Source organism: Algihabitans sp., from assembly GCF_965226985.1.
GTDB lineage: Bacteria > Pseudomonadota > Alphaproteobacteria > Kiloniellales > DSM-21159 > Algihabitans.
In genome coordinates, this window is the sequence record NZ_OZ245712.1 from 110,664 (window position 1) to 124,490 (window position 13,827).

The 13,827-nt window shown below is 59.8% G+C and carries 12 protein-coding genes; 3 read left to right on the forward strand and 9 right to left on the reverse strand.

Going from position 1 to position 13,827, the window contains the following annotated elements; translation table 11 throughout:
- Positions 1 to 156: 156 nt before the first annotated feature.
- Positions 157 to 777: a trypsin-like serine peptidase gene (locus tag ACO054_RS00525; RefSeq protein ID WP_421708488.1), complete on the forward strand. Its 621-nt coding sequence runs from the start codon at positions 157 to 159 to the stop codon at positions 775 to 777.
- A 142-nt stretch (positions 778 to 919) separates the two neighbouring features.
- Positions 920 to 2,176, forward strand: a complete 1,257-nt coding sequence (locus ACO054_RS00530) for an O-antigen ligase family protein (RefSeq protein WP_421708489.1) — start codon at positions 920 to 922, stop codon at positions 2,174 to 2,176.
- A gap of 52 nt (positions 2,177 to 2,228) precedes the next feature.
- Here the strand turns inward: ACO054_RS00530 and rfbC are convergent, their stop codons facing one another.
- Genes rfbC through rfbD form a run of 3 tightly spaced genes read right to left on the reverse strand, consistent with a single transcriptional unit; the run spans position 2,229 to position 4,642 of the window.
- Positions 2,229 to 2,798 (reverse strand): dTDP-4-dehydrorhamnose 3,5-epimerase, encoded by a 570-nt coding sequence (gene rfbC, locus ACO054_RS00535; RefSeq protein WP_421708490.1) that lies wholly within the window; start codon positions 2,796 to 2,798, stop codon positions 2,229 to 2,231.
- 53 nt (positions 2,799 to 2,851) lie between these two features.
- Positions 2,852 to 3,739, reverse strand: coding sequence for a glucose-1-phosphate thymidylyltransferase RfbA (gene rfbA / locus ACO054_RS00540; RefSeq protein WP_421708491.1), 888 nt, complete (start codon positions 3,737 to 3,739; stop codon positions 2,852 to 2,854).
- Between the two features lie 6 nt (positions 3,740 to 3,745).
- Positions 3,746 to 4,642, reverse strand: coding sequence for a dTDP-4-dehydrorhamnose reductase (gene rfbD, locus ACO054_RS00545; RefSeq protein WP_421708492.1), 897 nt, complete (start codon positions 4,640 to 4,642; stop codon positions 3,746 to 3,748).
- A gap of 236 nt (positions 4,643 to 4,878) precedes the next feature.
- On the opposite strand from rfbD, the gene ACO054_RS00550 reads away from it, so the two are divergent.
- Positions 4,879 to 5,613: a response regulator transcription factor gene (locus tag ACO054_RS00550; protein ID WP_421708493.1), complete on the forward strand. Its 735-nt coding sequence runs from the start codon at positions 4,879 to 4,881 to the stop codon at positions 5,611 to 5,613.
- 14 nt (positions 5,614 to 5,627) lie between these two features.
- Here the strand turns inward: ACO054_RS00550 and rfbB are convergent, their stop codons facing one another.
- The 6 genes from rfbB to ACO054_RS00580 form a co-directional block, all read right to left on the reverse strand.
- Positions 5,628 to 6,683 carry a dTDP-glucose 4,6-dehydratase gene (gene rfbB / locus ACO054_RS00555; RefSeq protein ID WP_421708494.1) on the reverse strand — a complete coding sequence of 352 codons (1,056 nt, stop codon included), beginning with the start codon at positions 6,681 to 6,683 and terminating at the stop codon, positions 5,628 to 5,630.
- Positions 6,684 to 6,770: 87 nt separating this feature from the next.
- Positions 6,771 to 8,213 (reverse strand): undecaprenyl-phosphate glucose phosphotransferase, encoded by a 1,443-nt coding sequence (locus ACO054_RS00560; RefSeq protein ID WP_421708495.1) that lies wholly within the window; start codon positions 8,211 to 8,213, stop codon positions 6,771 to 6,773.
- A gap of 307 nt (positions 8,214 to 8,520) precedes the next feature.
- Positions 8,521 to 10,047 carry a VPLPA-CTERM-specific exosortase XrtD gene (gene xrtD / locus ACO054_RS00565; RefSeq protein ID WP_421708496.1) on the reverse strand — a complete coding sequence of 509 codons (1,527 nt, stop codon included), beginning with the start codon at positions 10,045 to 10,047 and terminating at the stop codon, positions 8,521 to 8,523.
- Positions 10,048 to 10,345: 298 nt separating this feature from the next.
- Complete coding sequence (locus tag ACO054_RS00570) at positions 10,346 to 11,323, reverse strand: ExeA family protein (RefSeq protein WP_421708497.1); 978 nt, start codon at positions 11,321 to 11,323, stop codon at positions 10,346 to 10,348.
- 25 nt (positions 11,324 to 11,348) lie between these two features.
- A complete protein-coding gene (locus tag ACO054_RS00575) occupies positions 11,349 to 12,182 on the reverse strand; it encodes a hypothetical protein (RefSeq protein WP_421708498.1) in 834 nt (277 codons plus the stop codon).
- A gap of 15 nt (positions 12,183 to 12,197) precedes the next feature.
- Positions 12,198 to 13,826, reverse strand: coding sequence for a GumC family protein (locus ACO054_RS00580; RefSeq protein ID WP_421708499.1), 1,629 nt, complete (start codon positions 13,824 to 13,826; stop codon positions 12,198 to 12,200).
- Position 13,827: the final 1 nt, after the last annotated feature.

Sequence of the window (13,827 nt, forward strand, 5' to 3'; positions counted from 1 at the left end):
GCCGGGCACGCCCGATCCTGCTAAAGATGGTGAACTGCGGATAGCGGCCGGTCGAGTTCGTTTGAGGACTTGGTCCTTTCAATTGAGGTTGGAGAGAACGGCGATGAAAAGCGGCGTCCGCTCGTCGAACTCGGGGCGAACGAGCGATTGCAAGCCGTGAGGTGCAGCTCCCTCCTGCTGTCGATGGTGCTCTGGCTCGTGCCTCTGGTCGCACTGTCGGACACCGAGGCCGGCGTTGGACGTCTGAACTTTGGCGGCCATAAGGAAACGACCAACTGTACTGCTTTTTTGACGGAGCGCGGACATCTGGTAACCGCGGCGCACTGTCTGAACCTGCCTGAAGATGCCAAGCTCCATTTCCTGGAGCGATACGACCGTGGCGGCTGGACGAGACATCTCGAACTCTTGCTGGACTGGTTCGCGCGCGACGGTCTCAAGGATCTTGCGGTGATCTGTCAGGCCGTTCCGGCGGATGGGGGCGCACTTGCGGTTTCCGAACGTCCCTTGGCGGTTGGGGAGCAACTCGAAGTTTGGGGCTACGGCGCACCCCGTAGCCATGTTCTCCAGCAGCGGACTTGCCCCCTGCTTCGCGCGTCGAACGACGGTACTCTGGTTTTGGGGTGCGACGTTTCCGGTGGAACTTCAGGGGCGCCGGTTTTGCGGCGCAAGGGGGCAGGGAGGGAAGTCGTCGGCGTTGTCTGGGGAACGGATGTCGCCCGATCCTACGCCCACAGGCTGACGTCCGAACTCTTGGAACACCACTGCGGCGGCTCTTAGAGTGCTGTCGCGGCGGTCGAGGCGCTCTGCGTCCTCCAAGTTTGCATTAACGGGTATAGTGTAGGATGCAGACGTCCAAACTTGATCCATTAAGTTTCAGTACTTTTGGGCGGTCTACAACAAAAGATTGCGAGATTTCACGATGGTGATCTGGGGCATAGCCTTCATTTGGTCGCTGGCTCTGCCAATCGCGGTGGAGTTGGGTGGGATCAATCTGCCCCTTTACCGAGTTTTTCTTATCATCAGCATCGTTCCCTCTCTGCTTCACATTATGAAGTCGTCGAATAGAGGCTTGGGGTCTGCCGATCTATTTCTACTATTGAACTTTTTCTGGGTTTTTGTCGCCTTGTCGGCAAACCACCCAATGCCTTCAATCATCGAGTCGACCGGATCCTATTTCTTGGAAGCGGTGGCTGCCTTTTGGCTTGGCAAGGCAGCTTGTGGTAACAGAAAAGAATTCATGCGGATATTCAAGCATGTATCCATTATTCTGATTTTGATTTTCCCGTTTGTCTTTTTTCAATCGCTCACTGGAAAGAACATCATACTTGATGTGTTTCGGAACATCTTTCCGATCCTGCCGCCTTCTATGGAAAGCCAGAGATTGGGCCTGTTCCGGGCGCACGCGAGTTTTCCGCATCCGATACTGTTTGGAGTTTTCGCGAGCTTTGCCTTGGCACTGACGGCCCTCACGTTTCGGCGCCTGAAGTTCTTCTCGGTTCCGATCATGGGCCTGTCGACTTTCTTCTCTCTTTCGACCGGACCTTTGCTGATCTTCGTGCTGCAAGTCATATTCCTGACGTGGAATGCTTTGCTTCGCCGCATGAAGAACCGGTGGTGGATCTTTCTTGTTTGTTTCCTGGTCTCCTACGCCGTCGTGGATCTCTTATCTAATCGTACGCCGTTCCACGTGTTCGTCGACTACATGACCCTCAACAGCGGGAGCGCCTATAACCGCATTCTGATCTGGGAGTTCGGAACGGCGGAGGTGGCGCGCCACCCGATCTTCGGGATCGGCTTCAACGAGTGGAACAATCCCAGTTGGATGAGCGACAGCATGGACAACTTCTGGCTGGTGCTCGCCGTACGTTACGGACTGCCGGGTTTCCTGCTTTTCTTCGCAGCCTTTCTGACGATTTTCATCAAGGCATGCCGAAGGCGTTTTCCCGACGACCCTCGCACCGCCGATATTCGACTCGGCTGGTGCCTGTCTTTGCTGGCCATCTCGATCGCCGGCACCACCGTGCATTTCTTCGGCGCAGTCTTTCCGCTGTTTCTATTCCTCTGGGGAACCGGCGCCTGGTTCTACGAGCGCCAACCGACCCGCCGTCCGAAGCGGGCGCCGATGATCGCGACGCCCGAGCCGGTTGAGAACGTGCCGTCGGGTAAAATCGCCTGATCTCACCCGAGATGTGAATCGCCCCGGCGATCCCAGCTAAGGCGATCCTGCTCTAGGCGACGGCGTAATCCTGGATGGAGGGCAGGCGCTCTTGGGGCAGCTCTGCAAGCCGGGGGAGGGCAACGTCCTTGTCGGAGAGGATCGGATCTTCCACCGGCCAGTCGATACCGATCTCCGGGTCGTTCCAAAGGATCCCCACTTCCGTTTGAGGGGCATAGAAGTCGGTGCACTTATAGCTGAAAATGACGGTTTCGCTGAGAACGCAGAAGCCGTGATGGAAACCCGGCGGTACCCAGAGTTGCTCGCCCTGTTCGCCCGTCAAGGTCGCTCCGACCCACCTTCCGAAATGAGACGAGCCGCGGCGCAGGTCGACGGCGACATCGAACACCTCGCCCTGCAGCACCTGCACCAGCTTTCCTTGCGCCTGTGGGTGCTGGAGATGCAGGCCACGCAAGACGCCCCGGCTGGACCGAGAAACGTTATCCTGCACGAAGGCCGTCGGCAGGCCGGCCTCGGCGTAGCGCTCGGCGTTCCACGTCTCCCAGAAGGCGCCGCGCGCATCCCCAAAGATACGTGGCTCTATCAATAGGACGCCGGGCAGCCCGGTTTCCGTGACTTTCATACCGTCCTACCTGTCCGCCTCAGCGGGCGTCGAGACTACAGAGTGAAATGAAATCAAGAGTGCTCCTCGCCGTCGGCTAGCAAACGACTGAGATACTCGCCATAGCCGCTCTTCAGCAGGGTGGCGGCAAGACGTGCGAGGGCTGCGTCGTCGATCCATCCCTTTCGCCAGGCAATTTCCTCGGGGCAGGCGACCTTCATACCTTGGCGCCGCTCCAGCACCGAGATGAACTCACCGGCTTCGAGCAGAGAGTCGTGGGTGCCGGTGTCCAGCCAGGCATAGCCGCGTCCCATGATTTCGACCTGCAGGCGCCCGGTCTCGAGATACAGTCTGTTGAGATCGGTAATCTCGAGCTCTCCCCGAGGCGAGGGCTTGAGTGTTTTCGCCAGAGAGACGACCTCGCTGTCGTAGAAGTAGAGGCCGGTGACCGCATAGTTCGATTTCGGGCGGGCCGGTTTCTCCTCCAGGGAGAGGGCGCGACCGTTGGCATCGAACTCGACCACGCCGTAACGTTCCGGGTCGTGTACGTGATAGGCCATCACCGTCGCCGTATCTACAGCCGCATCGGCGCGCTCGAGCAGATCCGGGAGGCCATGACCGAAGAAGATATTGTCGCCCAGGATCAAGGCGCTGGGGTCGCCGTCCACAAAGCTTTCGCCGATGAGAAAGGCCTGGGCCAAACCGTCCGGAGACGGCTGCACGGCGTAGCTGATGTTGAGGCCCCATTGATTGCCATCTCCAAACAGAGCCTCGAAACGCGGGGTGTCCTGAGGCGTCGAGATGATCAGAACGTCGCGGATATTGGCGAGCATCAGGGTGCTCAAAGGGTAGTAGATCATCGGCTTGTCGAAGATGGGCAGCAGTTGCTTCGACACCGACAGGGTTGCTGGATAGAGCCGTGTGCCCGAGCCGCCTGCCAGGATGATTCCCTTGCGTGCCATTCTGTCCTATCGCTCCACCAGTTCAGACACCGTGCGATCGACGTGATGACGCCAATCCGGCAGGTTGATTCCAAAGGTCTCGCGCAGTTTGCTCGTGTCGAGACGCGAGTTGGCCGGACGTTTGGCCGGGGTCGGGTAGTCCGCCGTGCCGATTGGCTCAACGTCGGCTGGGCCACAGGATAGGGGTGATCCGGCCTGTTCGGCCTGAGCAATCACCCGGCACGCCAGTCCGTGCCATGTGGTCTCCCCTGCCGCCGTCAGATGGTAGAGACCGCTCGCCGAGTCCGCATCCGCCCCGCGATCGAGAATCTGCTTCACCGCCAGTGCCGTAACGTCGGCGATCAGTTCCGCCGAGGTGGGGCTGCCAGTCTGGTCGGCAACCACGCGCAAGCTTTCGCGTTCGCCGGCAAGTCTTAGCATCGTGCGGACGAAGTTCTGTCCGCGGGCGGCGTAAACCCAAGACGTTCGGAAAATCAGGTGCCGTCCTGCCACGGCCCTGACGGCCTCCTCTCCTGCTAGCTTTGTGGCGCCGTAGACCCCGAGAGGCGCTGTCCGATCGGTCTCTTCGTAGGGTTCGGTTTTGACGCCATCGAACACGTAGTCAGTCGAGTAGTGGACGAACCAGCCGTTACGGGCAGCCATTGCTTCCGCCATCTCACCGACGGCGGCTGCATTGATGCGTTGTGCGGCGTCATGTTCCTCCTCCGCACGGTCGACCTGGGTATAGGCGGCCGCGTTGACCAGGATGTCCGGATCGTGCTCGGCGATGGATTCTGCCAGCGAGGCCGGGTCGGACAGATCGACCGAGGTTCGTCCGCAGGCTACAAGCTCTCCGAGCGGGGCCAAAGCGCGCTGTAATTCCCAACCGACCTGACCAGTTCGGCCGAGCACTAGAATACGCATATTGGAGACACCGGAAGGAGGTGAGGACGACGTGGGGCGCAGTCTATATCGCGAGCAAGCTCTGTCCAGGCGGAATTATTTCGCGAGCCTGCCGTCGACTTGTCAGTCTACGGGCAGTGGTGCCGATGTGCCTTGCTTTTGCGAACATCGTAGCGCCTGACATTCACTGTCAATTTCCGGAAATTCTCTGCGGGTCATCTTTACAAATGCTTAACCATACATCATAATGGGTATAAGTGGTGGTGGAGGAAGCGTTGCGTGTTTTAGTTGTAGAAGATAATATTGACGAGCTAAAATTAATCAAAACAGTCGTGGTGAACGCGGGTTTTGACTGCGTGACAGCAGAAACTGGCGCTGATGCACTACATCACGCGAGTCGGTCCGATTTTGATGCAATTTTGCTTGATTTGAATTTGCCGGATATAAACGGTGACGTCGTTCTCGAACGTTTGCGTTTATCGGGTAATCTGACGCCTCTATTGGTTCTTTCGGGAACCGGGGACGTCGAAACCCGAATTGCACTTTTGGCACAAGGTGCGGACGACTTCGTCACGAAACCCTTCAACCGACGGGAGCTATTGGCGCGATTGAGCGCCGTGATCCGCAGAGCGCGGGGTCTGTCCCGTCCGACGATTGAGTTCAAAGGACTTTATATAAACTTCGACGCCAAGTCGGTGATGGTCTACGGGCAGCCTGTCGAGCTCACGGGGCGGGAGTATGCCGTACTCACTCTGCTTGCGGCGAGAATGGGAAGCATCGTCTCCGACGAGGAGATACTGAACTCGATCTACGAGCCAGGCGAGGACGTATCGCCCCAGATCGTCAAGGTCTATGTGTCTCATCTGCGCAAGAAGCTGCAGAACTCCTCAGGTGGTGAGACTTTCATTGAGACCGTCTGGGGACGCGGCTATCGCCTGGGGTCCGCCGACGAAGCGGATGGCGGTATGAGCCGGCAGTCCAAAGCCGTCTGATCAGCGATCCTGCTCTAGGCGTACTGCTTCTCGACCCAGGTCCGATAGGAGCCATCGACGACCTTGGTCACCCAGGACTGGTTTTCCAGATACCACTCGATCGTCTTGCGGATCCCCGTCTCGAAGGTCTCCGAAGGGCGCCAGCCTAGGTCACGCTCGATTTTCGATGCATCGATCGCATAACGCCGGTCATGACCGGGGCGATCCTTCACAAAGGTGATCAGGTCGGCATAGCTCTGGCCATCGTTTCTTGGCCGTAGCGCGTCCAGAATCGAGCAGATTGTTTGAACGATCTCGATGTTCGGGCGTTCGTTCCAGCCACCGATGTTGTAGACCTCGCCCAAGCGCCCCTGCTCCAGGACCCGGCGAATGGCCGTGCAATGATCAGTTACGTACAGCCAGTCGCGTACCTGTCTGCCATCGCCATAGATCGGCAGAGGCTTGCCGTTCAAGGCGTTGTGAATGACCAGCGGAATCAGCTTTTCTGGGAACTGAAAAGGGCCGTAGTTGTTTGAACAGTTGGTCGTCAGGACCGGTAGGCCGTAGGTGTGAAAGTAGGCGCGTACGAGATGGTCGGAGCCGGCCTTCGAGGCTGAATAGGGACTGTTCGGCTCATAGCGGTTGGTTTCGCTGAAAGCAGGCGCCTCCGGAGCTAGCGAGCCGTAGACCTCGTCCGTCGAGACGTGCAGAAAGCGGAACTCCGAGGATTCCGATGCGGTCGTCGCGGCGAAGCCCCGCGCCGCCTCCAGCAATGTGAAGGTGCCGAGAAGATTGGTGCGGATGAAGTCTTCGGGACCGTGAATCGAGCGGTCGACGTGACTCTCCGCCGCGAAGTTCACGACGGCGCGCGGGCGATGCTCGGCGAAGAGGCGAGTGACGAGCTCCTTGTCTCCGATATCGCCTTGAACGAAGACGTGCCGCGGATCGTTCTTCAGCTTGGTCAGATTGTCGAGATTACCGGCATAGGTCAGCAGGTCGAGATTGATCACAGCCTCTTCCGACTGTGCCAGCCAGTCGAGCACGAAGTTTGAGCCGATGAAGCCCGCTCCGCCCGTCACCAAAATCGTCATTCCGGTCTCTCCTAGATCCGGCCCCTTGCCGGCAGTCGGTATGAAAGCTGGAACGGCCCGCAGGTCGGCAGGGCCGGTCGCCGACGCTCAATAGGCGTTCTCGTGTTTCAGAACCCTCGGGGTCATGAGAATGATCTTGAGGTCGAAGTACAACGACCACTCGTCGACGTAGTAGAGATCGTGCTCGATCCGCTTGCGCATCTTGTCGAGCGTTTCGGTCTCGCCGCGCCATCCGTTGACCTGAGCCCAGCCTGTCAGGCCAGGCTTCATGCGATGTCGCGCGATGTAGGAGTCGATCGCTTGACTGTATTCGCGATCGTGAGCAAGGGCATGGGGGCGCGGTCCGACCAGCGACATATCGCCGGCGATGACGTTGAGGAGTTGAGGGAGCTCATCAAGACTGGTGCGCCGCAGAAACCGGCCGATGCGTGTGATCCGGTCGTCGTCGCGTGCAGCCTGCCGAACTTTCGCGTCGTCATGCAGACGCATGGAGCGGAACTTGATCACTGTGAAGGGGCGGTTGTTGAAACCCGCGCGCGCCTGCCTGAACAGAACCGGGCCAGGGCTGTCCAGCTTGATCAAAAGGGCAATGACGGCCATGACCGGCGTCAGCAGAATAAAGAAAAGGGAGCCGAGGACGAGGTCTTCCAGGCGTTTGACCAAGACACTCAGATCGGATAGCGGCCGGGTCATCAGGCTGACCACCGGGATGTCGCCGACCAGTCTCGAGCTGCGGCCGAGCAAGGCGGGGTCGTATCCACCCGGCACAACGTCGACATCCAAGGACACCATACGCAAGGGGCGGGAGACGTCCTGGAGGTCGCGGGTGTCTTCGGGCGAGGGGATCAGGATGGCGCGGTCGAGTTCCAACTCACCCATGCTTTGAACGAAGTCCGAGGCATTGCGATAAACGCGTCCACCGTTTTCGCCGTCAGAGCCTTCGCGAGACAGGCTGTCCCCATCGATCGGTACGGTGGCTTCTATGACGTAGAGACTGCGCTCCAGCTGTCTCCTGACCTCACCGACATGTCGCGCGCCCTTGGCGTAGACGAGAGCGACGTGCTCGCGCATGAAGCCGACCTCGACACCGTGCTTCAGCAATCCGGCCCACCAGACTCGTGTCGACATGAGACTGACGTAACTGGATACGGCCCAGAAGACGGCCCAAAGCCGGGAGTAGTCCTCGATCGCACGTAGACCGAACCCGATCACCATGAGCACGGCGATCATGAGCGAGAAGGCGATCGTCACGCGTTTCAAGCCGCGCCAGGGGTGCTCAAGAGCCGCCAGTCCCGTGGCGCGCACTGCGGGAAACACGAACAGCAGAACAAGAATCGCGAGAAAGAGGGCGGCGATCTCGTCCTGACGGATCGGACCGGAGCCGAACCTCAGCAGGTGCGCGAGATAGGCGCCGAAGACGATGGAAAGGATATCGGTCGCATGAGTCGCGACTGCGAGCAGACGCCTCCCGACACGCGGTGAGATGACGCGCTGTCGCTTGGGCGCTGTGTGAAGCCTCGCCTCAGCCATGGGTAGCCTGTCCGGCGATCATGATATCTAGCATTCGATTTATGTTGCAGTGCATAACACACTGAGGATGTCACGTCGCGCCTGACTTTTCGGTAAACGACAGGTCCAGGCACCGTGTAGGGGGGTCGTCTTTACGGCGACGCACCCAGGGAGCGGCCGCTTCGGACCGGCCTACGGATGCAAGCAGAGGGGCGGAGACTGGCGGTGTCCGGAGGACGCCGGATAGCCCATTCGTTGGGGCTTGGGCCTAGTTCCCCCGGTTCGCAGCAGCCCCTTTTCTGCGCGAAGATCGCCCCGCGAATTCGGCTCAGTCGGGAATGTAACCATCCATCACGGGCAACGACTCCTGCAGGAAAGCCGTCAGGCGCGCGTCGGCCTCTGCATCGTCCTCGTTGGTCGCGATCGGTGTCACTAGACGAACCAGCGCACCGTCGGTGCGACCCAGCGCGATGGCGTCCCACACGTTGGCAAGCTTGATCGTGAACTCACTGGTCATCTGACGATGCCGCAGTTCGAACCAGTAGTAAACGAGCTGTCGTTGTACGCCGTTGACGATGATCGCGCGGTTCACGTTCAGCGGAGGCTGGGCGTCCAACGATGAGATCGTCTGGGTATCGAAGTGCGTGATTTCCCAACCTCCAGCCGGGATGCAAGCGGCCGGCGAGTGGATCGAGGCGCGCCGGTCCTGGGCGTCGTACCAGGCGACGTAGAGATTGACCGGGGCGCGGTGGTCGGGGCTGCTGTAGTCGGCAACGATGTAGTCGTCGACCTGAAGGATATCGAGATAGATCTGGTCGAGCGACTGCTCGCGTCCGGACCAGCTTCCCATCTGTAAGGGAAAGGCCGCGAGAGGCTTGCGATCAGGAACCGCGTTTGCGCCTTCCGGCAGGCTGGCGAGGGCAATGGCGGCGACCAGCAGACCGACGGTGGAGGCCATCAGCCCCTGGCTGCTGGCGCGAACCGGCTCGGGAAGACGGCCCTGCTTGGGCATGATCTTGTCGATGTCGAGCCGCATCACGAAGGCCTCGCGATGGCCGGTGATCCAGATCAAAACCTGGAGGAAGGCGAAGAGGAACAGCAGCCCAACGACGAAGATCACCCAGCCTTCGAAGGCGTGCATGAAGCCTTCTGCAGCGGAAATGCCTTTGTAGTTCACAAGTATCCCGGTCAAGGAGATCCGCGCGCTGTTGATCACGATGGTAATCGGTGCGACGGCGAGGAACAGCACGACGCGGTGCCATACAGGCCCGCGGTAGAGGTAGCCGATCAGATAGGCGAAGCTGGCCAGCGGGAAGAGATAGCGCAGTCCGTTGCAGGCTTCGGCGACCTGCAGCTGGAACAGCCCGAGATCGATGATGTTACCGTTCAGGAAGACGGAGTAACCGAGCGCACGCAGCGCTTCCGTCCCCAAGACCGAGGAAATCAACTGCATGGTCGTGGAGACGTTGACGTAGAGCGTCGAGGGCAGCGGCAGAGCGAAGATCAGGTAGGCTATGGGAAACAGCAGACGGCGGGTGCCATGCCAGCCGTAGAGGGTCAGCGCAAGACCGTAGAGCGCGACGATGAAACCATAAAAGGTAAAGGTCGGCATGCCGCCAACCTTCGCTGGAATGGTGATCGCGGCGGCGAGGAAGATCAGCGCGACGCCCCACCAGGTTCCGCGCGATTGCTGCGGCTGCATATCCCTGAGCGCGTGCCAGACCAGCAGCACTGTGAGTGGCGGCACGATGTAGCCGTAGCTGAACTCTTCGCGTTCCCAAGATACGACTGCGTGAATCAGCCCATCGAGAAAGACGAAAGCCAAGGCGACAGCAAAAAGGCACGCTGCAACCAAGAACTTGTTGTTAAGCGATGCCGGAAGGCCAATCGACCGACCTGGATTCGATACATGATCGGTCATGTGATTTGACCAGCCTTTCGCCCGCACCAATGCGCCTTTGTAATGCTGCGAAGACTACAGGATTGTCACTTGCTTGTCAGCCGCTTCGCAACAATGTGAACAAATTCTAATAAATGCCATGGTTAAGAAAAGCTTGGCGTTGTGTGGCTTTCGAGGGGATCGACACTCCTGCAGCCATCGCGGTTTCGGTGCCCTGGCCTTGCAGGATCGAACGCCATTCTTCGGATCCCGTCTACGCGTCCCCGGGAGCAACCGCCCGCAGTTGAACGTTGCTACTCCGATCGCCGGTCTCATCGGCGTCCTCTTGGTCGGGGCTCGCGCCGGTCCGGCCGTATAGGCGATCCAGAAGCTCCTGTTTGAAGGCATTGGCTGTCTGGCCGTCGGGCACGGACCGGAAAGCGCTCAGACCGCTGCCGATGCGGTTCTCGGCGACTTCGCAGACCGTGTCGAAGGTGACCGACTTACCGTCATCACCGTAGGCGTAGACCAAAGACAGATCGCAGAGTTGGTTGATCAGGCGGGGCGTACCGTTCGCGAAATGATGGACCGCCGCGCACGCGAGATCGTCGAACAGATCGCCCTTGCCGCCGGCGATATCGACGCGATGGCGGATATAGGCCAGGGTCTCGGGGAGCTCGAAGGTCTCCAGATGATAGCTGATGCCGACCCGCTGAACGAGCTGCACCAGTTCCGGCTTTTTGAGTGTTGCGAGCAGTTGCGGTTGTCCGACAAGAATGACCTGCAAAAGGAATCTCTCACCGGAATTCACGTTGGACAACATGCGCAGTTCCTCCAGCGTGTCAGCCGCGAGGTTCTGGGCTTCATCGACGATCAGGATGGCCCGCTTGCCGTCGGCATGCAGTGCTTCCAGCTTTTCCACGAAAGCCTCGTAGATCAGCTGATTGTCGCCAGAAGTATGTTCGACGTCGAAGACACCGGCGATCGATCGCATGATCGTACCGAAAGCCGCATGCGTGTGATGTACCACCCCGATCTCGACGTTCTCGAGGATGTTCTTCATCAGATACTGAATCAGAGTGGTCTTGCCGGCCCCGATCTCCCCGGTGATGACCGTGAAGCCCGTTTCTTCCAGCAGTCCGTACTGAAGAAGATGCAGAGCGAGCTTGTGTCTGCGCCCGAGATACATGAAGGAGGCGTCGGGCTGCAGAGAGAAGGGTTTTCGGTCCAGACCGAAAAACGATTCATACATCAGCCGGCGTCCTGCTCCAGATGTCTCAGCGGCCGTAATAGCGAGGCATGGTTTCCGAGGATCGGTTCAAGACGCTTCCGATCAAGGGGTAGCCCTGCAGCAGAGAGATGGTCTTCTTGACCTGATCTTCTTTCGTGTGCCCTTCGGCCGTCACCAGAAGACAGCAGTCGATATTCTTCATGAAGGCGAGGGCGTCGTCGGTCAGGAGGACCGGCGGCAGATCGTAGATCACGATGCGATCCTTGTAGGTGTCGCGCAGCTCCTTCGACAGCTGGAGCATGCGCGGCATCGTGATGATTTCCGAAGAGTTGTGCACCGGCCGTCCGTTGGGCAGGAGCACCAGGCGCTCGATACCCGGGTTCACGAGGCATTGGGACAACTCGAGCCCGCCGTTGAGAAAGCCCAACAATCCGGGTTCCGGGTCCACGCCGAAGTAGGTGTGAACGCTGGGAGAGCGGAGATCCAGATCGACCAGAAGAACCGTGCGGGTCAAGACCTTCGAGAGGCTGATCGCGAGGTTGCTGGCGACGAGGGTCTTGCCCTCCTGGCCGACCGAGCTGGCAATTCCGATGGTGCGGTAGTCCGAGGCTTCCATTCTGTTGAGGACGCGAGTCCGCAGCATGCGGAAGGTGTCGGAAAGCGCGTGCCGCTCGATGCCTGCCATCAGGCGGTGGCGCTCCAGTTTCGTATCGTGAACCGGGGCCACGCGGGTCGTGGTGTAGGAGATGTCCAGAGAGCCCGTGCCTCTGGTGGCCGGACGCGCTGCGCCGTTTACGCTCCCCGCTCGCCCACTCGGCGAGGGGGCGTCGCTTTGGCTCGTGCCGAGCGACTTCTCAAGCGCCTTCTGTATCTTTTCCATCTTTGCCGTCCTGGCTTAGAGGCCCAGCGCGCCGACCTGCGACTGCACTTGCCGTTCGATCTTGAGCAATATGAGGTCGAGCGGCGTGACCCGGGTGTGCACGTACCACAAGCTGGCGGCACAGGCAGCTGTTACAGCGCAAATCAGGGCGCCGCGTATAAGCCATCGCCGCAGAACGTCGCGGCGCGTGGTGATTTCGGGAATCAGGACCAGGGGCGGAACCCCCGTCAACTGCTCAAGCTTGCGCGCACTGCGGATCCGACTGTCGACGAACTCCACCGCCAGCATGCTGGCAACGCCAAGTCCGAAGGCCACGACAATACCGCCAAGTGCGATCATGGGCCGATTGGGGCTTTCAGGCGCGGATGGGGCCTGAGGAGCGTCGATCAGCGTAAACCGCTCAGCTTTCTGATTCAGCTCCAGGGACGCGCCCATCTCCGCCTCCAGAACTTTCCGGCGCAGTGTGTTGAAGTCCTGCACGGCGTTGCGGTATTCGCGCACGAGCGCCTGGTAGTCTTCGGAGATCAGAGCCGTCTGATCCAAGGACGCTTCGACCGCATCGATATCCGCCTGGATCGCTGTACGGCTGCGTTCCGCCGCACCGAACTCCCGCTCAAGCTCGGTCAAGATCCGCTCGACTTCCGCCCGGCTCGCCGTGCTGGCGACGAGCGCGCCGGCGGCCGAGGGGTCGATTGCCGGCGGAAGCTCTGCCAGCCGTTCTTCCAGTTGAGCGATCTGGCGATCGATCTGAATGATGTCGGGGTGCTGCTCGGTGAAGGTCGTCGAGAGACTGACTCGGTCGTTACGGAGCTGCTCCAGCATCCGGGAGACGGTCGCGGCCTCGCTGGAGCCGCCGCCGCCAGCTGAGCGTGGCAGGCTTTCCAGGCGCGCGGTCAGGGTGGTGCGCTCGTCGCCTAGAGCTTCCAGTCGGAAGTTCACGTCGCGCAGATTTCGGCGCAGCTGCTCGAGTTCAGCTTGATTGCGATCCTGCTGTTCCGGCAGAGCACCGGCATATTCGCTTTTGATCGCTGCAATTTCTTCTTCCAGGCGCTCGACATCGCGCTCGGCGGCAGCCGTTTCCTGCAGAAGAAAGTCAGCCGTCTCCTGGGCGCGCTCCTGACGCGTCCGGGCATTCTCGCTCAAGTACCAAGAGACCAGTTCGTCGGCCACTGCCTTCGCCTTCGCACCGTTTTCGTAGGCGAAGGCAACCGTGAAGGCGACCGTGAAGGAGGTGCGCCCGCGACGCTGTTCGATCAGAGAGACGGTGATGTCTCCTCTCATCGCGGCGGCGACCTGCGTCATCGGCAATTCAGCTTGGCGTTGCGGATAGAGGTCGTATTGGCGAATGAGCGCGATCAGATTGTCGGTTGCGATGAAGCGCCGCCTGATAATCTCAATGCGCTCGGCCGCCAGGCTAGTGACGGTTGAATCGATCAGATCGGGCGGCACGTTCGGCTGCTCGACCAGGATCGTCCCCGTCGACATGTATACCGGCGGCAGAGCTTTCGCGACGACCAGAGCGAGAGCACTGACAACGACGGCCGGAACGAGGAACAGCCAAAAGCGACGCTTGACCATCCTCCAGATGGCACCGAGATCAAGCTGGAAAGCCTGATCCTGCTCTTCATAGGTGCTGGCGGTCATT